Origin of the sequence: Enterococcus sp. AZ009 (genome assembly GCF_050548785.1) — a bacterium.
Classification (GTDB): domain Bacteria; phylum Bacillota; class Bacilli; order Lactobacillales; family Enterococcaceae; genus Enterococcus_D; species Enterococcus_D entomosocium.
This window is the reverse complement of sequence record NZ_CP172960.1, coordinates 1,972,682-1,992,473: the sequence shown is the minus strand read 5'-3', so window position 1 is coordinate 1,992,473 and position 19,792 is coordinate 1,972,682. Positions and strand designations below refer to the sequence as shown.

Annotated in this window: 18 protein-coding genes; 2 read left to right on the top strand and 16 right to left on the bottom strand. The window is 43.0% G+C overall.

Annotated features, from left to right (window positions below):
- Nucleotides 1–24: 24 nt before the first annotated feature.
- The 8 genes from aroC to IGJ74_RS09545 all read right to left on the bottom strand — a co-directional run bounded on the left by aroC (nucleotide 25) and on the right by IGJ74_RS09545 (nucleotide 8,379).
- A complete protein-coding gene (gene aroC, locus IGJ74_RS09580) occupies nucleotides 25–1,191 on the bottom strand; it encodes a chorismate synthase (protein WP_016620144.1) in 1,167 nt (388 codons plus the stop codon).
- 19 nt (nucleotides 1,192–1,210) lie between these two features.
- Nucleotides 1,211–2,266 carry a 3-dehydroquinate synthase gene (gene aroB, locus IGJ74_RS09575; RefSeq protein WP_086316124.1) on the bottom strand — a complete coding sequence of 352 codons (1,056 nt, stop codon included), beginning with the start codon at nucleotides 2,264–2,266 and terminating at the stop codon, nucleotides 1,211–1,213.
- 36 nt (nucleotides 2,267–2,302) lie between these two features.
- Entirely contained in the window at nucleotides 2,303–3,328 is a 1,026-nt protein-coding gene (gene aroF, locus IGJ74_RS09570; protein ID WP_005226100.1) for a 3-deoxy-7-phosphoheptulonate synthase, read from the bottom strand.
- 40 nt (nucleotides 3,329–3,368) lie between these two features.
- Nucleotides 3,369–4,238 (bottom strand): shikimate dehydrogenase, encoded by an 870-nt coding sequence (locus tag IGJ74_RS09565; protein ID WP_176374274.1) that lies wholly within the window; start codon nucleotides 4,236–4,238, stop codon nucleotides 3,369–3,371.
- Nucleotides 4,239–4,652: 414 nt separating this feature from the next.
- Entirely contained in the window at nucleotides 4,653–5,411 is a 759-nt protein-coding gene (locus tag IGJ74_RS09560) for an ABC transporter ATP-binding protein (RefSeq protein ID WP_008379891.1), read from the bottom strand.
- Entirely contained in the window at nucleotides 5,411–6,295 is an 885-nt protein-coding gene (locus IGJ74_RS09555) for an ABC transporter permease (RefSeq protein ID WP_008379889.1), read from the bottom strand. Before IGJ74_RS09555 ends, IGJ74_RS09560 begins: the two co-directional genes overlap by 1 nt.
- Nucleotides 6,296–6,373: 78 nt before the next feature.
- The gene (gene trpX, locus IGJ74_RS09550) at nucleotides 6,374–7,426 is read right to left on the bottom strand and encodes a tryptophan ABC transporter substrate-binding protein (RefSeq protein WP_430608381.1); all 1,053 of its coding nucleotides are present in this window, start codon (nucleotides 7,424–7,426) and stop codon (nucleotides 6,374–6,376) included.
- A gap of 377 nt (nucleotides 7,427–7,803) precedes the next feature.
- Complete coding sequence (locus tag IGJ74_RS09545; protein ID WP_005235969.1) at nucleotides 7,804–8,379, bottom strand: hypothetical protein; 576 nt, start codon at nucleotides 8,377–8,379, stop codon at nucleotides 7,804–7,806.
- 126 nt (nucleotides 8,380–8,505) lie between these two features.
- Between IGJ74_RS09545 and IGJ74_RS09540 the strand changes: the two genes are divergently transcribed.
- Nucleotides 8,506–8,904: a DUF1622 domain-containing protein gene (locus IGJ74_RS09540; protein ID WP_087664143.1), complete on the top strand. Its 399-nt coding sequence runs from the start codon at nucleotides 8,506–8,508 to the stop codon at nucleotides 8,902–8,904.
- Between the two features lie 108 nt (nucleotides 8,905–9,012).
- Nucleotides 9,013–10,713 (top strand): fibronectin-binding protein EfbA, encoded by a 1,701-nt coding sequence (gene efbA / locus IGJ74_RS09535; RefSeq protein WP_086332386.1) that lies wholly within the window; start codon nucleotides 9,013–9,015, stop codon nucleotides 10,711–10,713.
- A gap of 253 nt (nucleotides 10,714–10,966) precedes the next feature.
- Here the strand turns inward: efbA and IGJ74_RS09530 are convergent, their stop codons facing one another.
- From IGJ74_RS09530 to carB, 8 genes are all read right to left on the bottom strand, one after another.
- Nucleotides 10,967–11,458 (bottom strand): pyridoxamine 5'-phosphate oxidase family protein, encoded by a 492-nt coding sequence (locus IGJ74_RS09530; RefSeq protein ID WP_016620151.1) that lies wholly within the window; start codon nucleotides 11,456–11,458, stop codon nucleotides 10,967–10,969.
- Entirely contained in the window at nucleotides 11,458–12,375 is a 918-nt protein-coding gene (locus tag IGJ74_RS09525) for a helix-turn-helix domain-containing protein (RefSeq protein ID WP_218193045.1), read from the bottom strand. The genes IGJ74_RS09530 and IGJ74_RS09525 overlap by 1 nt, the downstream gene beginning before the upstream one ends.
- A 323-nt stretch (nucleotides 12,376–12,698) precedes the next feature.
- Entirely contained in the window at nucleotides 12,699–13,376 is a 678-nt protein-coding gene (locus IGJ74_RS09520) for a carbonic anhydrase family protein (protein WP_016620153.1), read from the bottom strand.
- A 157-nt stretch (nucleotides 13,377–13,533) separates the two neighbouring features.
- The gene (gene pyrE / locus IGJ74_RS09515) at nucleotides 13,534–14,169 is read right to left on the bottom strand and encodes an orotate phosphoribosyltransferase (protein ID WP_005226111.1); all 636 of its coding nucleotides are present in this window, start codon (nucleotides 14,167–14,169) and stop codon (nucleotides 13,534–13,536) included.
- Entirely contained in the window at nucleotides 14,166–14,885 is a 720-nt protein-coding gene (gene pyrF / locus IGJ74_RS09510) for an orotidine-5'-phosphate decarboxylase (protein WP_008379878.1), read from the bottom strand. Before pyrF ends, pyrE begins: the two co-directional genes overlap by 4 nt.
- Nucleotides 14,885–15,808 carry a dihydroorotate dehydrogenase gene (locus IGJ74_RS09505; protein WP_016611756.1) on the bottom strand — a complete coding sequence of 308 codons (924 nt, stop codon included), beginning with the start codon at nucleotides 15,806–15,808 and terminating at the stop codon, nucleotides 14,885–14,887. The genes pyrF and IGJ74_RS09505 overlap by 1 nt, the downstream gene beginning before the upstream one ends.
- Nucleotides 15,808–16,584: a dihydroorotate dehydrogenase electron transfer subunit gene (locus IGJ74_RS09500; RefSeq protein ID WP_005235982.1), complete on the bottom strand. Its 777-nt coding sequence runs from the start codon at nucleotides 16,582–16,584 to the stop codon at nucleotides 15,808–15,810. Before IGJ74_RS09500 ends, IGJ74_RS09505 begins: the two co-directional genes overlap by 1 nt.
- Nucleotides 16,585–16,605: 21 nt before the next feature.
- On the bottom strand, nucleotides 16,606–19,791 hold the full coding sequence (gene carB, locus IGJ74_RS09495; protein WP_087664146.1) for a carbamoyl-phosphate synthase large subunit: 3,186 nt from the start codon (nucleotides 19,789–19,791) through the stop codon (nucleotides 16,606–16,608).
- Nucleotide 19,792: the final 1 nt, after the last annotated feature.

Sequence of the window (19,792 nt, the reverse complement as noted above, 5' to 3'; positions counted from 1 at the left end):
TGGAATTTTTTGCTGTTTCTTTAATCAGTAGGTTAACAAGTATTCTCGATACGCCTGAACAGATGCGGTCAATTCTTCGAAAGAATCACTTGGAAACTTTTCTAATAGTTCATTGGCCACCACTGTTGCCACCACACTCTCACAAACAACACTAGCTGCTGGTACAGCGGTGCTATCTGAGCGTTCGACGCTTGCTTTATACGGTTCTTTGCTGTCGATATCAACACTTTGCAACGGCTTGTACAAGGTCGGGATCGGCTTCATAACCCCGCGAACCACAATTGGTTCCCCGTTCGTCATGCCGCCTTCAAAACCACCTAGGTTGTTGCTGCGACGGGTGTAGCCCCGTTGTTCGTCCCATAAAATCTCATCCATGACTTTAGAACCCGGTAAAACACCTGCCTCAAAGCCAACACCGAACTCAGCACCTTTAAAGGCGTTGATACTGACCACGGCTTGGGCAATCTTCGCATCAAGTTTTTTGTCCCATTGCACGTAACTGCCAAGACCAGCAGGAACGCCGCCAACAAGCACTTCCACTACGCCGCCGATCGTATCACCATTTTTCTTCGTTTGATCGATCAACTGTTTAATTTCTTCCTCGACAGATGGATCTAAGACTCTTACTTCCGAGGCTTCAGAGCGTTGTGCGATTTCTTTGACAGTCAAGCCTTCTGGAATTTCTGCTTTGATGCCGCCTAACATCGTTACATGACCTGCCACATCGATGCCAAGCTCCTTCAAAATTTTCTTCGCGATTGCGCCGATGGCTACCCGCATAGTCGTTTCCCGGGCAGATGAACGTTCCAGGACGTTTCGTAGATCTTGATGGTGGTATTTCATGCCGCCGACCAAGTCAGCATGACCAGGTCTTGGTCGTGCCACTCGTCGTAGTTTGCGGTCTTTTTCTGGTACCTCTTCGATTGCCATGACCTTGGTCCAATTTTTCCAATCTTTGTTCTCGACCACTAAAGTCACAGGAGAGCCTAATGTTTTTCCATGACGGATACCGGAAGTGATACGGACTTGGTCTTTTTCAATCAACATCCGTCCCCCACGACCATAGCCGGTTTGTCGTCTCGCTAATTCAAAATTGATGTCTTCTGCTGTTAATGGCAATCCTGCCGGTAACCCTTCGATAATGGCGGTCAACTCTGGTCCATGTGATTCGCCTGCTGTAATATAACGCATGATCCGTTACCTTCCTTTCTTATACTAGGTAGTCTTTGATTTTTTCAGTCGGGATCGTCACGATTTTCGCCTGACCGATCGCTTCTAATAGAATAATCTTCAATTGTTGCCCGCGGGCTTTTTTATCATGAGTGATTGCTTGGTATAATTGCTCTTTATCTATTTCCCTTGGTGTAATCGGCAAGTGAAACTTCTCAACCATTTCTGTAAGTTGCTGGGTCGTACCTTTTGGTGTTAATCCGGTGACTTCTGCATGTCGGGTGATCATAATCATCCCCATCGCAACGCCTTCTCCGTGACTTGTCTCAAAAGCAGCCGTTCTTTCTAAGCCATGACCGATCGTATGACCGAAGTTCAGTGTCAGACGACTACCATGATCAAAGGGGTCTTCTTCCACTACTTTTTGTTTAACCTTTAAAGAAGCTGTGATCACATTTTCAGCGTGGGCCAACAAATCGGCTTCATCTTTCAAACCTGCTAACGTTTGCCAAAGTTCAGGATCTGCAATAGCGGCTGACTTGATGATTTCAGCAATGCCTTCTTGGACGCGTTTAAGCGGCAAACTTTCAAGTAAATCTGGATCGATCATCACACCGGCTGGTTGGGCAAACGTGCCAACGAGATTCTTGGCACTGCCAGTATTTACAGCTGTTTTTCCGCCGATACTTGAATCGACCTGTGCCAATAACGTCGTCGGAATCTGCAAGAAATCAATGCCGCGCATATAAGTAGAAGCAACAAATCCTCCGAGATCACCGATCACACCGCCACCAAGGGCAATGATCCCATCGCTTCTGGTCATTCCGAATTGGGCAAGACCATCATATAAACTAGCTGCTTGCTCTAGTGATTTGCTTTTTTCGCCGGCTGGTACGATTAACAGTGTCGCTTCAAACCCGGCAGCGGTTATGGAATCAACGATTTGTCCGCCATACAGGGGTGCGACATTGCTGTCTGTAATGACGGCAATGCGCTGTTTGTCCCACAACTGTTGTACCCAGGTTCCGACTTTTCGAAACGCCCCTCGTTTAATGAGGATATCATAGGAATGGTCTTCTAAGTGAATGTGTAACATTGATTTTTGCACCTCTTTTATTGGTTGTCTTCACGCTTAGTCTTGCAACGCTTTGATTTCTTTCATCGCTTTTTCCATGATATGGACTTCTTTCATCATGTTCATGTACGTTTTTTCATTAAGTGATTGAGGGCCATCAGACCAAGCATTGGCTGGATCTGGATGGATCTCAACGATCATCCCATCGGCGCCAGCAGCAACACCCGCTCTTGCCATTGGTGGTACAAGATCCCAAATACCTGTTCCATGACTAGGATCAACGATGATTGGGAAGTGGCTCAATTTTTTGATGATTGGTACTGCACTTAGATCAAAGGTATTACGGGTTGCTGTTTCGTAAGTTCGGATCCCACGTTCAATGAAAATCACTTCACTTTTATCTTGAACGGCGATGTATTCCGCAGCATTCAACCATTCGTCGATCGTGCCTGAGATGCCTCGTTTAAGGCCAATTGGTTTCCCGGTTTTTCCAACGGCAGCTAGCAATTTGAAGTTTTGCATGTTCCGAGCACCAATCTGTAAAATATCACTGTATTCCGCCACCATATCGATATGCCCTTCGTCCATGACTTCTGTGATGACTTTCATGCCAGTTTCATCAGCTGCTTGGCGAATGTATTTTAGCCCTTCTTCTTCAAGCCCTTGGAATGCGTAAGGCGACGTGCGGGGTTTGAAGGCACCACCACGTAAGATTTGTGCACCACCAGCTTTGGCGATTCGGGCACATTCACGAATTTGGTCTAATCCTTCAATCGAACATGGACCAGCCATCGTAACAAAGTTGCCGTCACCGATTTTCACACCATCTACATCCACAACCGTATCTTGCGGATGGAACTCACGAGAGGTCAATTTGTAAGTATTTGAGATCCGAATGGCATCTTCGACACCTTCGTAGCTGCGAAAAGCAACATCTTGGATGCGGCGTGTATCCCCTTTTAACCCGATAACGACCTGTTCTTTTCCTTGGTTGACTTGAACATCTAAGCCTTCTTTTTTGATTCTAGTTACAACAACTTCAACTTGTTCTGGCGTAGCGCCTGGTTTCATAATTACGATCATTTTTTCTTCCTACTTTCGTTTTTTCTAATTTTTTTATTTTTTACATGGATTCAATAAGTGCTTTTACTTTTTCAACAGGCATTTCTTGGCCTGTCCAAAGTTTAAATGCAGCTGCACCTTGATACAGCAACATGCTTAAGCCGTTTGCAGTTTTGGCACCGACTTCTTTCGCATCTTTCAAAAGCTGCGTTTCTCTTGGATTATAGATGACATCATAGACAGCTAATGATTCCCGCAAGAGTGTTTTGTCTTTTAGAGGACTTACCGTATCATTCGGCTTCATCCCCACGCCAGTAGCATTAACTAAAAGACTGCTTTGATCGATGGCTGTTTTTAGAGCCGTCTGATCTTCTAAATCCGTTAATGTGATCTCAGAGGCGGTCTTTTCTGCGATCTGTGTCAATTTTTCCTGGATGATTGGATAAAACTCATCCTTGCGGTTAAAGACACGGATCGTTTTGACACCATCTAGTGCAGCTTGACTAATGATTGCTGTCGCTGCTCCACCTGCACCGATCACAGTCATCGTTTTTCCAATGATCGACACTTGAATGTCTTCAAGTGCGCGCATAAAGCCGATACCATCTGTATTGTGACCAATCAATCGCCCCTCTTGATTGACGATTGTATTGATTGCGCCGATCAGCTCGGCTGCTGGTGAGCATTCATCCATCAACGGTACTGCTGCCATTTTATGGGGCATTGATAGATTGACACCTAAGAGATCCAACTGACGGATGCTTTGGATACTAGCGGCTAAATCATCCGGCTCAACATCAAAGGCCAGATACACGGCGTCGATCCCTTGTTCTTCAAAAGAAAGATTGTGCATCGCTGGAGAGATGCTGTGTTTGGCTGGTTTGGCAAATAGCGCCGCCAACCGTGTGTGACCGGTTATCATTTGTTTCATCTGGTTCATTCCTTTCAACAAAAAAAGATGTCCACCGTAAATTTAAGAATCTACAGTGAACACCTTCAAACATTACATATCGGCAAAGCTAGATATGTGAATATAAAAAATAGCCACTATAGATTTTACGATCTACGTGGCTGCGAATTCATTACGAAATGCTCTAGCCATCATAGATACAAACTTAGCGTTTGTACCCATGCCTTCATGAATACAAACCTATCTAAAATAGCTAAAGTAATATTTATTCAGTTGTGTGGGGTTCGTTAGCAATAATTTTTGCATAGTCCTTCGCTCCAAACTGATGTAAGATTGACCTAAGTATAGGTTTAACTTTGAAAGATGTCAATGATTTTTTCTTATTTTTTTCATTTATTTGATTATTTTTTTTGAAAACACTGTTCTATCAAGGGTTTATAAGTCGTCTTCAAAGAACAGTAACAGTTCTGGTAAACTTAAGCGAGCTTTTTCATCTGCTGAAAGATCCTTGACGATTTCCCCTTTTCTGAGCAGGATCAGGCGGTCTCCGTATTTTAATGCATCTTCCATCCGATGGGTGATCATGAGACAAGTTAGGTTTTGTTCTTCCACGCGTTTTGCTGTGATTTGCATCAGCTGTTTGGAGGTCTTTGGGTCTAACGCAGCCGTATGTTCATCTAGCAACAACAGTTTTGGTGTTTGAATCGTTGCCATCAATAAACTTAGTGCCTGTCGTTGACCACCAGATAAACTGCCCGTTGGCGTATCCAAATGATTTTCCAACCCATTGCCGATTTCTTTACAAAGGGCATAGAACGTTTCTCTTTGCCCTTGGAGTTGTCGAAGACCTAGTGACCGTTTTTCCCCTCTTTTTTGTGCTAATAGAAGATTTTCTGCCACTGTCATACGGGGAGCCGTCCCCATTTTCGGGTCTTGGAAGACACGTGCCAAAAAGCGGGCGCGTTTTTCTTCCGAAAGTGCGGTCACGTTTTGATCATCGATCATCACTTGCCCACTCGTCAAGGGCATGGTGCCTGAGATACAGTTGAATAACGTACTTTTGCCGGCGCCATTTCCTCCGACGACCGTGACAAATTCTCCTGGTTTTAAAGAAAGATCGATTTTATTCAAGAGTACTTTTTTCTCATTCGGTCCGTTGCCGACAACTTTAAAGGCTTTTTTTAAGGCTAACATTATTCATCCTCCGTTTCAAAACCAGTGCGTAGATGCAAGGCTTGTTTAAATTGAGGGATCAACAGGCAGATCGTCAAGACGATTGCAGAGAAGATCTTCAAGTAAGTCGTATCAAATCCAGCTTTGATCACAAATAGGATCAATAATTGGTAGATAATGCTGCCGATCACGATAGCGATCAGACGTTCCAGCAAGGTCAATTCACCATATAATACCTCACCAATGATGATTGACGCCAGTCCGATAACGATCACACCGATTCCCTTGCTTATGTCGGCGTAGCCGTCGTTTTGAGCGATCAATGCGCCTGAGAGTGCGATCACGCCATTGGAGACGATCAGTCCAATGATTTTCATTCGATCCGTATTGATCCCCATTGACTTGGCCATGTGTTCATTATCCCCGGTAGCAATATAAGCTTGACCCAAGTTGGTATGGAAAAAGTAAACCAAGACGCCCCCAATCAACAAGACCATGATCAATCCGATAATCACCGTATCATAATAATTCGGTAAATTCATTCTAGTAAAAAAATCTTGAATTTTCGGTTGGTTTAATAAAGAGAGGTTTGGTGAGCGCATCACAAACAGCATGACCGAGTTCAATGAAGACATCACCAAAATACCTGCTAAAATCACGGGAATTTTGCCTTTTGTATAAAGAAGTCCTGTCACACAGCCCGCACACATCCCAGCCAATACTCCTAACAAAGTCGCTAAGACGGGCGACACCCCATGGGTGATCGCTGTCACACAGACAGCACCGCCTAACGGAAAGGACCCTTCCGTCGTCATATCCGGGAAATTCAAAATACGATAGGTCATAAAAATCCCTAATCCCAGGATTCCCCAAAGTAGCCCTTGCCCTATTGCTGAAACAATCATCATTCTTCCTCCATATTCTTACAAGTTTTCTCTTTCAAGACTCTCTCGGTGATCGCAGGTGATTGCTGTTCCTAATTGTTACTCATCACTTGCTTCACTTTCCGGTGTCGTTGTAATCAATTTTGCCTCGTCTTTGAGGTTTTCTGGGATAGTGATTCCCAATAACTGCGCTTGTGTTTCATTAATGATCGTTGCGCCATCGCTGAATGTATAGATCGGAGTTGTCGCAGGTTCGGCCGTCCCGTCAAGAATTGCTGCCACCATCTTCCCAGTTTCGACCCCAATCGTAAATTGATCTTGCCCAACCGTTGCTAAGCCGCCTTGTTCCACCATCGTATCAACAGACGTGATGATGGGCGTTTTTGATTTATTGGCTTCTTGTACTACCGTCTGCATTGCGTTTGCGATCGTGTTATCTAACGGAATATAGATAAAGTCGACTTCTCGTGCCATCACTTGCACCATTTGCGCAATTTCGTTACTTGAAGGAACGGCATACGATTTGCTGGTCAAGCCATTTTCTTCGGCAGCAGCTTCTGCTTCTGCCACTTGGTATTTCGAATTGTCTTCAGTCGAAGAATACAAAATGCCGACTGTTTTTGCCTCCGGCAGCAAATCTTTTGCTAGTTTGATTTGCGCAGCGACGGGTGCTTTATCTGAAACACCAGTGATATTTCCACCGGGTTGATCCATATCTGCCACGAGATTTGCCCCAACTGGATCAGTGACCGCTCCTAAAACGATTGGTACATCCTGAGTGACATTCGCCAACGCTTGTGCTGCGTGTGTTGCTACCCCAACCAAAACGTCGGCATCTTTATTTAGCAGCTGCTGACTCATCGTTGCCAATTTACTTTGATCCGCTTGGCCGTTTTGGAATTCAATCGTCAAGTTGTCCCCTTCGGTATAGCCTGATTCTTTAAGGCCTTCTTTGATCCCCTCGGTGATCGCATCTAACGCTTCATGACTGACAAACTGCAGGATTCCAACTGTTTTTTCAGCTTTTTCTACTGGTTCCGAAGTCTCACTGGCTTGATTGGTCCCACTTCTCATTCCTAACTGATAGACAAAGGTCGCTCCTAAAAATAATAAAATAACGGCAACCGATGCAATTAATCCCTTGTTTTTCATTTTTCATTCTCCTTTTTCTGCTTACGTTTTTCGTGTTTTCGTTTTTACGGTTTTTGAGAACAAAAAAAGCAACTGCCTATGTGACGGCAATTGCAAGTAAGCAAAAGCCGCATAGAAGGTTGTCCTATGCGGCGATAAATTCAACTACCAGCATAGATACAGCACTTTAGAAGGTTCTCTAAAAAGTTGTATCTATGGAATGAGGTCCCATCAATACAACTATCTACGCCAGTTTTGCCATGATTTCACTTGCAATGGAATAAATAGTTTCATGATTGTTCCTCCTTCTCAACTTGTTTTCTTTCTTGATTGAATTCAGTTTAGCCTATTGATAAAAAAACGTCAACAATTTTCTGTCAAATTGTCAGATTTTTTTATCAATCATTGGCAGAAGAACGAATCGTCCACATGGGTAAACGATTCAATTCTGGGATGAATTCCGTCGTTGGCTGCTCAAATGAATCAAAAGTAAAGCGATTTTTCTCGACTCCTTCTTCATAGAAGACAAAGGTCACTTTATCAGGATCAATGTCATATTCATTGGAGAAAAATGCCACGTCATAGACGATCGGATAATAAAAAAATGTTCGATTCATTTCGTCTTCCTGTGCTTGGATCAGATCAAACACTTGATCCAGCTGTGGGCCATTTGGTTTACTGTACATCACAGAAATCGCTCTTGTTTCTCGAATCGTCTTATCAGCTGTCAAATATGGTAATGGCTGTACTTTTTCCGAAGGTAACTTGTCGAAAGCGATTCGATCCACTAAAGAGGCGTTGATGCGATTTTGAGAAAAAACGATCAAGCCTGCAAAAACCAGCGCGAAAAGAATGCCTCCGATCAGCGTGAAAATCGTTTTTTTCTGATCTCGGTATAGATCATCTAACAAAGCCTGCCAGCTTTCCACTGTTTTTTCTTTCGTGTAATGAACAAAGTTCCTAACTTGTTCCATAATTTGCCCACCTTTTTTAAAAATCCTACTATTAATTCATACTATCAATTCCCTTCTAGAACGTCAAGAAACTTCACATTTCTTCGATAATTCGGTAAGATAAAAGAAAACGGTAAAGGAGTCATTATGCATAATCTAGCTAGTTCTTTGATGACTGGAGCCAATTCAATCTTCGATTTCATTGTTGTCTGTTTAAACTTTCTCTCCATTTTCGTCATCGTTTGGGGTGTATTGATCGCAGGCATTGATTTCGTGCGCTACGAATTAACAGAAAAGGACCGTTTGGTGGCAGCCAGAGAGAATAATTTTATCCGCAATTATTTAGGGAGTTATGTCTTATTAGGTCTTGAGATCTTGATTGCAGCAGATATTATTGAGACGATCATCCACCCTACTTTCGAAGACATCGTACGTCTAGCTGCAGTCGTTATTATTCGAACAGTCATCTCTTATTTCTTGAACAAAGAAATTGAGCGTGCACTGCAAACCACCGATCACCAACCTAACAAGAAAAAGGAAAGCTAGCTGCCATGGCTTTTCTTTGGATTCTTCGGTATAATAGATAGGAATATTTGACATTGGAAGGATCAATCCCTCAGTCAAACTATCCTTATAAGAAAAGAGGGAAACAATATGTCTTTTGATGGTGTTTTTACCCATTTAATGGTCAAAGAATTACAAAATCAATTAACCAGTGGACGTGTGAACAAAATTCATCAACCTTATGAAAATGAGGTCGTATTTGTGCTCCGTGCCCAAGGGAAAAATCATAAACTTTTGCTATCCGCACATCCCACCTATGCTCGTGTGCAATGCACAACGATCGCCTATAGCAATCCAGAAACCCCACCGAATTTCTTGATGATGCTGCGGAAATATTTAGAAGGGGCGATCTTAGAATCAATCGAACAAATCGACAATGACCGTGTGATCCATTTTCATTTTACTCGACGAGATGAACTAGGTGATTTACAATCCCTCGTCTTGATTGTCGAATTGATGGGCCGTCACAGCACGATTTTATTAATGAATAAGACGAGCGGAAAAATTGTCGATACAATCAAACACATTGGTCATTCACAAAATACGTATCGTACTTTATTACCGGGTGCTACTTATATTGCACCACCAAAGCAAACAACACTTAATCCTTTTACAGCCTCTCGCACCAAAATTTTTGAAGAATTATCGACCATCGATCCCTTGACGGCAAAAGAACTTCAACAACGATTCCAAGGCTTAGGCCGCGATACAGCAGAAGAATTAATCGCTCGAATCAATGCCAATCCCAATGAAAAACTGCGTCAGTGGGAAGCTTTCTTTACAGAGCTTACCCAGGAGCTAGCACCAAGTTATCTCCAGTCAGAGAAAAAGGAATATTTTACACCAATTCCCTATCCATCATTGATCGATGCGACCACCACTGTCACCTCTTATCAGAGTCTGAGCGAGCTTTTAGATGCGTTTTATCACGACAAGGCGGAAAGAGATCGGGTCAAACAACAAGGTGGCGAATTACTAAAGAAGATTGAGAATGAACTGAAACGGAACCAATTGAAGTTAAAGAAACGCCAACAAACGTTAATCGATTCAGAAAACGCCGAAGAATTTCGTCAAAAAGGTGAGCTTTTGACGACCTTTATGAATCAAGTCCCCCGTGGTGCTGCTTCAGTTGATTTGGAAAATTACTATGATGAGAATCGGCTTTTGACGATCAAATTAGATCCCGCTCTTTCTCCCAATCAAAATGCTCAGAAATATTTTCAACGTTATCAGAAATTAAAAAATGCTGTCAAACTGGTCCATCAGCAGATTGCCGAAACGAAAGAAGAAATCGCGTATCTCGAATCCGTGTTAGCCCAATTAGAAATCGCCTCTCCAATGGATCTGGCGGTTATTCGGGAAGAACTGATTGCACAAGGCTATGTCAAAAATCGGACGAAACAGCGTAAAAAAGCCGCTCCTTCGCAACCAGAACGATTTCTTTCTTCAGACGGAACTGAAATTTTCGTCGGAAAAAACAATTTACAAAATGACCAACTGACCTTAAAAACAGCTCGTAAGAGTGATATCTGGCTGCACACTAAAAACATTCCTGGTTCGCATGTCATCATTCGTTCGGATGATCCTAGTGAGACAACCTTAATGGAAGCTGCAGAGCTTGCCGCATATTTCTCAAAATATCGTCAATCTGCCCAAGTACCGGTGGACTACGTGCAAGTCAAACATATTCGGAAACCGAATGGTGCCAAGCCTGGATTCGTCATTTATGAGAATCAAAAAACGCTTTTTGTGACACCTGATGAGGGAATTTTGAGATTAAAACAGTCCTAGCTGCTCTCAGTCTATTCGGATCAAAAAATCATAGTGTAATCAATAAAAGAACCGACCACAAAAGCGCTGCGAAGAGGCACGCGCTTGTGATCGGTTTTTATGCTTTTTCCTTCTATCTACTGCTCTTTCAGCGACAATTTTCCTTAGCTTAAACCACAAAAGGCAAACCTTCTCAGAATTTAGCCATCGAAGTATCTGCTAGATCCGATAGAATGGCAATTGAAACTCACCTGCAGCCAGTAGGTTCTGTTGGCTAATAAATTCCACCATCCTCCATAGTGACTTTCTTCTCGAAATCAAAATGATACAGCTTTTCCCAATGATTGATATTCAACGTTCCTTTGGTCAAATGGATTGCTAGAAAGCAACAGCCTTTATCATTCTCATTGTTGACTTCGTCGTACCAGACAAAGGCTTTGCGAATTTTGCTTCTTAATTCTGCATTTTTAGGGTCTAGCACCCAACCTAAATTCTCCCCTTGACCGACCGCAGTAAACCATTCACCGCTAACGGCAATGGAAACTGCTGGGTTCTTTTTGATTTGCTTGATTTTATTGGATTGCTCGTGTGTCGACACGTAAAAAACGCCCTCTTCATAAAAAGCATCAACTTCTCGAACGACTGGTTGTATGTGTCCCTCTACAGTTTTGTCACAAGCTGTCGTCGCAAGGGCAATCACATTGTCTTTAAAATGTCCGAATTTTTCTTCAAGCAGCTTTATTCCTTCTTCATACTGGTGGGTCATTATTCTGTTCCTCCTTGCATCTTAATTCTTTTTTTAAAAGGAATCCATAATTCGACATGAACCACATGATTTTCCCCTTTTTGATAAAGCTCAGGAAAAAAATTCTCAGCAATCCAGCCATTTTTCTTGAGCCAAAAACGGGTATAACGCATCGCCTTTCCCATATTGATGATCAGTTGCTCTGAGACCGTATCAAAACTGCAAACAATATACTCACGTTCTGGTAAAGTCCATTCAGTGCAGTTGAGAAATTGCGAACCATCAGATATTTGACCAACAAAATAACTTGAATAGCCTTCAGGCGCATCTCCCGGAAATGAAACACCGATCAGGCAATGATCGGTGCGAGGCTGATTGGCAGTCTTTTGATAAAAATCATGCCAAATATCATCAATCGGATCAATCCCTGTTCGTTGGCCCAGCATTTTTCCATACTTAAATGGATAGTAACCAACAACGCCACAAAAAACCAGCGGTTGCTGATTTCGCTTCTTCTGAATCTCCAAAACGACTCCTTCGCTGATCAATGGATTGCCTTCTTCTGTGACAATATACCCTAAAGATAGATCCGGCTTATCAAAATTTTGCAAACCGATCGGCGCTTTTTGGTAAAGAGAAGGTGAAAGTCCATAAACGGTCTTAAAGGTTCTTGAAAATGCTGCATGGCTGTTAAAACCAACCTCAAATGCGACCTCAATGACTCGACTTTTTCTGTCTTTTAATAAAACAGCGGCTCTGGCCAGACGACGCAGTTTTATATATTCCCTAACAGAAATTTTAACTAAGCGAGTAAATAAGCGTTGACAATAAAATACAGAAAGTGATGCGACTTGTGCTAACGTTTCGATCTCTAGCGACTCAGCAAGATTGTCTTCGATAAAATCGATGGATTTTTGGTTTGCTTCCCATGCATGCATATGGATTTCCTTTCTTTCACTATAAAATACTCAGCCAAAAAAGCTTTACCGTGTCTGCTCTTTTTCCAAAAAAAACTATATTTGTATTTATTTTCACAATGCATTAACTGCCGAGAATCAGCTTATTTAATATTTTAGCATAGCCTTCATGGTCCTAGAATATAAAAATAAAAAAAGACGAAGAGTTTTCGTCTTTTTCTAGTCAATGAGATTCTAAAAATTCTAACATCATTTTTATAAATTACCCTTACGAAGTGGTTTCTATACTGACCATCAAATGAAGTCAGTGATAAACACTACGTAAAAGGATCTATTTTTATAAATTAATAGAAATAAATAGGCCGATCTTTGCGGTCTTGTAATGGGCGATTATTATTTTCTAACACTTCTTCCCGGAATTCCAAAATGAAGCGGCGGCTCATCTCCCCGATCCAGTCAAAGACGAACCAATTGATTGGCCCTTTGGTTGGCGGTGTCGTCAACGAACCCACATAATGGAAATGGTGGGTGCGTTCTGGTAAGAACATAGTCGGATCAAACCATTGCGTATGGTTTTCAAAGTCCCAGATGCTGTCGTCTTGCTGATTGCAGATCCAGTTGAGCTTATCCGTCAATTTGAATAAGATGCCCACAACCAAGTTTTCTCCGTCCTCATTCATATGGACGAGATGAAACTCTAATTCTTGCTGTTCATCATCGATAATATGTTCAGACGGCATGTGGAAATGAATATCCGTCAAATAGTAGTTGATCCCTTTAAATGTGACATAACTTTCTTTGTTATATGGAACGAAGTGAATCGTATTTTTGAATTCTTTTTCCGTGAACCGCTCTCGTTTATAGTGAAAAGCCAAGTCCTGATCGATAGGTTCTTCGGTTTCATCGTGAACTAAAGCAATTGGGGATTGGTAAGGAAATTCGGCGCCTTGTGCATACCAATCGCACAAAGTGTGCCAATGTTCAGGTCCATTGTCTCCGGAATAACTCCAGGGAACATCCATATTTCTTTTCAAAAAAACAGCCTCCTAATTCAAGTTGACAGCAAGGAATAGCCCTTCCTATCAAAAAAACTTTCTCCCAATGCTATCAGAAAATAGGTGAAAATAAAACGAATATGCTTGGTCATTCCCTCACATATCCGTTTCTTATTTCAATTCCTTATTCACTCAACCAAGCAGCAGGATCTTTTCGCCACTCTTGTAACAGGGCAACATCAGACTCTTGAATAGCACCCGTTTCTAAAGCCGACTCGATCAACGCTGTATAGTTTGTCAAAGTCACATAGGATAGACCTGCTTGGTCAAAATTCTCTTGGACTTGAGGCAGCTCGTAAGTAAAGATCGCAGCGACGCCTAATACGTCGGCTCCTTCTCTTTTGGCTGCTTCACAAGCTTCTAAGACACTGCCACCTGTTGACAATAAATCTTCAATGACGACCATTTTTTGATTTGGCTGAATACGACCTTCAATTTGATTGCCTTTGCCATGTTCTTTTGCTTTGCTGCGAATATAAACCATTGGCAAATCTAACAATTCAGCGACCCAAGCAGCATGGGGAATCCCGGCTGTTGCGGTCCCTGCAATCACTTCTGCTTCGGGATAAGTCGTTTTGATGACTGCAGCTAAGCCTTTCGCAATGGCGCGACGTACATGAGGATAACTCATAGTGATTCGATTGTCGCAGTAAATAGGGCTTTTGATGCCGCTTGCCCAAGTAAATGGTTCATTCGGTCGTAAAAAAATCGCCTCGATGTCTAAAAGATCTTTGGCAATTTGATTGGATTGTTCTTTCATTGGCTAGCTTCCTTCCATTCTTGTTTTATTTGCAGATAACTTTCATACGGTGTCTTAGACTGGGTGATTGGACGTCCCACAACGATCATGGTAGCCCCCGCATTGCGAGCTTGTGCAGGTGTCATGATCCGTTTTTGATCGCCAACTTCACTGCCAGCTGGTCGGATACCAGGCGTCAAGCGTATGAAGGCATCGGTTGTTCTTTGCTTGATCTGTTTTGCTTCGTGTGCGGAGCAAACAACACCGTCTAATCCAGCTTTTTGGGCACAAGTGGCGTAATGGATAACACTTTCTTGCAGTGACGTCATGATCTGCTGATCATGATGCATTTGTGCCTCACTAGTGGAGGTCAATTGGGTAACTGCAATCAAATCAGGGACTTTGTCTCCAGCGGGGGTTCCTTGTTGCAGACCTTTTTTAGCAGCAGTCATCATTTCAATCCCGCCGGCTGCATGAACATTCGTCAAAGCAACACCTAAAGAAGCTAAGCGCTCCATTGCTCGTCCAACAGTATTAGGGATATCATGTAATTTTAAATCTAAAAAAATGTCATGGCCAAAGGATTTCAACCAAGTGACGATCGCTGGTCCTTCTTGGTAGAAAATCTCCATTCCAACTTTTACAAATAATTTTTCTCCCGCAGGAAATTGCGCTAAAAATGTTTCAATAGCCTGTTTGTTGGGGAAATCTAAGGCAATAATTGGTCGTTCACTCATCACACGTGCTCCTCTCTCACTTCTTTTATCAACTGTTCCAAAGAAGTGATCCCTAATTCTGCCATTCGGATAGGCAATTCTTCAATCAATTTTGGGCAAATGTAAGGATCGGTAAAGTTTGCAGTTCCTACTGCAACTGCACTTGCACCTGCCAGATACATTTCAAGTACATCATCCACTGACATCACGCCCCCCATGCCAATAATTGGTAATTGAGAAACTTGCGCCACTTGTTTGATTAGGCGGATCGCCACTGGTTTGATTGATGGACCAGACAAGCCCCCGGTTTGGTTGGCTAAAATCGGTTTTCGTGTTTTTAAATCGATCCGCATGCCCAAAAGCGTATTGATCATCGTAAACCCGTCGGCGCCGCCTGCTTCGATCGCTTTTGCAATTGGGACAATATCCGTCACATTCGGCGAAAGTTTGACATAGATCGGCACTTGCGAGACTTTTTTGACCGCTTCAGTCAATGCACCAGCAACCGCAGGATCGGTTCCGAAAGTGATACCGCCATGTTTGACGTTAGGGCAAGAGATATTCAGTTCGATCGCTTTGACATTTTCTGCCTGACTGATTTCCTGACACACAAGAACGTAATCTTCGACGGTCGAACCAGCAACGTTTGCAATGATCGGTAACTCTGGATGTTTTTGAGCTAAGTCCGGCAATATTTGATTCATGACCGTTTCTAACCCAGGATTTTGCAACCCGATGGCATTTAACATACCACTAGGCGTTTCCGCTACCCTTGGGGTTGGATTGCCGAAACGTGGTTCAGGTGTGGTCGCTTTGATCATCACCGCACCTAATTGACTGATGTCATAATATTTATCATATTCTGCACCAAACCCAAAACAGCCGCTGGCAGGCATGATCGGATTTTTTAGACTCAATCCGGGTAGCTCGACGTTGATCGACATTAAATGACCACCTTTCTCGCCTGAAATACAGGCCCTTCGTCACAAACTTTGACACTTTTTGTACCTTGTTCGTCATCTTTCGTATGGCAAACACAGGCATAACAGGCACCCATCCCGCAAGCCATTCGCGCTTCCATGGATAATTGAACATCTGAAAGGTCTTCGAAAAGCTGGGCGGTGGTTTTTAAAAGACCGTTATTTCCGCAGGCAAAGACCGCCGCAGGTGTTTGCTCTGCAGCTAACAACAGGTTGCCAACATTTCCTTGTAAACCAGCGCTGCCATCATCGGTAGCAATCCTCGTGTCTCCTAGTGCACGAAATTCCTCTTCATAATACATGACGTCTTTGCTGGCAAAGCCCAAAAAGTGAATGACGTGGACGCCTTGTTGGGTCAGACGTTTCGATAATTCATAGAGCGGCGGTACACCGATACCGCCACCTACGATAAATGCAGTGTCCCCTTGATTTAAATGATGATAGCGAAACCCATTTCCTAACGGCCCCATCACATCGATTGGATCACCAACGGTCATTTCTGAAAAAATTCGTGTGCCATCTCCTTCGACCCGGTAAATGATTCGGCATTCTTTTTTCTCAGCATCGATATGATTGATACTGATCGGTCGGCGAAGAAGAAAGGCATTTTGAGGAACCCGCAGGTGCAGAAACTGCCCTGGGGTCCTCATCTCATTGACTAATTCACCAGTCAATGTCATTTCAAAAATCCGTGGTGCCAGTTGACGCTGTTTGCTGATGGTCATGATTTCTTGCTTCATCAAAAAACTCCTTTATCTGCGTTAAATTGCTTTTGTTGAAAAACTGCGGGATTCCATCACTTTTAGAATTGCATCCGCTGTATCAAGAGAAGTAAAGGTCGGTACACCATGCTCCACTGCTTCTCGGCGAATGATAAATCCGTCTTCCGTTGCATTTTGGCGATCTTTGTCCATGGTATTGACTACTACTTGGGTCGTTCCTTTACGGATCAAATCAACAACCGTTTCTTCTGCTTGTTGATCAGAGATTTTAGCAACTCGTGTCACTTGCAGGCCTTTTTCTTCAAAGTAATCAGCGGTTCCATTGGTAGCCATTAAGGTGAAGCCGACCTCTACGAAACGCGCCGCCAGTGCTGCTGCCTCTTCTTTGCTTTCGTCTGCAACGGTGAAAAGTGCTTTTCCAAATTCAGGAATATGCAGGCCTGATGCCTCAAAAGCTTTATAAAGTGCTTTTGCCAAATCTTTGTCTGATCCCATTACTTCACCCGTTGATTTCATTTCAGGGCCTAAGTAAGTATCGACTTTTAAAAGTTTTGTAAAGGAGAAGACAGGTGCTTTGATGTGTACTTCATTTGGTGTTGGAGCAAGTCCGTCTTGATAACCTAACGCTGTGATCTCTTCCCCGAGAATCGCCTTCGTGGCAATTTGTGCCATTGGGATCTCTGTTACCTTGCTTAAAAATGGCACGGTTCGGCTAGCACGAGGATTTACTTCAATGACATACACTTTGTTCTCATGGATGACAAATTGGATATTCATCATACCGATACAATTTAAACCTAATGCCAAGCGTTTGGTATATTCTTCGATCGTAGCAATTAGTTCATCCGAAAGATTTTGCGGTGGATAGACTGCCATTGAATCTCCTGAATGGACCCCTGCACGCTCGATATGTTCCATGATTCCAGGAATCAAAACAGTTTTGCCGTCACAGATAGCATCGACTTCACATTCTTTACCAACCAAGTAACGATCGACCAAGACAGGATGTTCTGGTGATGCTTTCACTGCATGACGCATATAATCTTCTAAATCGGCTTGGTTTTCCACGATTTCCATCGCACGTCCCCCTAAGACATAACTTGGGCGGACTAAAACAGGATAGCCGATTTTTTGTGCGATGGCGATCGCTTCTTGTTCGTTCGTCGCCGTGTCGCCTGGTGGTTGCGGAATATCTAGTGCTTGTAATGCTTGCTCAAAGAGATCGCGGTTTTCGGCACGATCGAGATCTTCAATGCTGGTGCCTAGGATTTTGACTCCGGCTTTCACCAAAGGTTCGGCTAAATTGATCGCCGTTTGCCCGCCAAATTGGACGATGACCCCAATTGGCTGTTCCAAATCGATCACATGCAAGACATCTTCTAAGGTCAACGGTTCAAAATACAGCTTGTCGGAGATAGAAAAATCAGTCGAAACCGTTTCAGGATTACTGTTCATGATGATCGCTTCATAGCCAGCAGCTTGGATCGCTTTCACCGAGTGCACTGTTGCATAGTCGAACTCCACCCCTTGTCCGATTCGGATCGGTCCAGAACCTAGGACAAGAACAGATTCTTTTTCACTGCGCTTGCTTTCATTCTCAAACTCATAGGTGCTGTAGAAATAAGGTGTTGCTGATTCAAATTCTGCGGCACATGTATCTACCATTTTGTAGACGGGCAAAATCTTTTGCTCATGGCGCAGCGTGCGGATCTCAGCTTCCGTGGTTTCCCACAGCTCAGCGATCTTTTTATCCGTAAAGCCGTTTTGCTTGGCTTTTTTCAAAACATCAAGGGATTGTGGATCGTTTGCTAATGCTTGTTCGATCTCAAAGATGTGAAGCATTTTATCTAAGAAGAATAAATCGATTTTCGTCATTTCATTCAAATCTTCGATAGTATACCCTCTTCGGATGGCTTCCATGACGTAGAACAGGCGATCATCTTGCGCCTTGATGACCTTCTCCATCAGATCATTGTCAGAAAGAGCTTCTAGTTCTTTCATTTCGATATGATGTGTGCCGATTTCCAATGAACGAACAGCTTTCAGTAATGACTCTTCAATATTACGACCAATGGCCATCACTTCTCCAGTTGCTTTCATTTGTGTTCCTAATCGACGTTCCCCCGTTTCAAACTTGTCAAACGGCCAGCGAGGAATTTTTGCCACAACATAGTCAAGGGCGGGTTCAAATTCTGCATAGGTGGTTTCTGTGACTGGATTTTTCATTTCATCCAATGTTAAACCGACGGCAATTTTCGCTGCCAGTTTGGCAATTGGATAACCTGTTGCTTTACTTGCTAGTGCAGAGGAACGAGAAACCCTCGGATTTACTTCAATCACATAGTAATTAAAGCTATGTGGATCAAGTGCCAACTGAACGTTACAACCACCTTCTATTTTTAATGCGCGAATAATTTTTAATGACGCATCTCGCAACATTTGGTATTCATGGTCTGACAGTGTTTGACTAGGGGCAAAGACGATGGAATCGCCGGTGTGGATGCCGACTGGATCGAAGTTTTCCATATTACAAACAACGATCGCGTTGTCTGCAGAATCCCGCATCACTTCATATTCGATCTCTTTAAACCCTGCAATACTACGTTCAATCAAGCATTGGGTCACGGGCGAGAGCTTCAAGCCGTTTTCAGCGATTTGGCGCAGCTCTTCTTCATTGTTACACATGCCGCCGCCCGTTCCCCCTAGCGTAAATGCTGGACGAACAATGATTGGAAAGCCGATTTTTTTCGCAAAATCAACTGCTGCTTCCACCGTTGACACGATTTCGGATTCTGGGATCGGTTGATCCAATTCTTCCATTAATTGTTTGAATAGATCTCTGTCTTCTGCTTGGTCGATTGCTGCTAATTTGGTTCCTAGCAACTCAATTCCTAATTCATCCAAAATACCTGAGTTGGCTAATTCCATTGCCATATTCAAGCCCGTTTGTCCGCCTAATGTCGGTAAAATTGCATCAGGCTGTTCTTTACGTAAAATCCGTGAGACAAACTCAAATGTGATTGGTTCAATGTAGACTTTGTCAGCAATTTCTTTGTCCGTCATGATCGTTGCGGGATTCGAATTGACTAACACCACTTCGTAGCCTTCTTCTCGTAAAGCTAAACAAGCTTGTGTACCGGCATAATCAAATTCTGCCGCTTGTCCTATAATAATCGGTCCAGAACCGATTACCATGATTTTCTTGATATCTGTACGTTTTGGCATA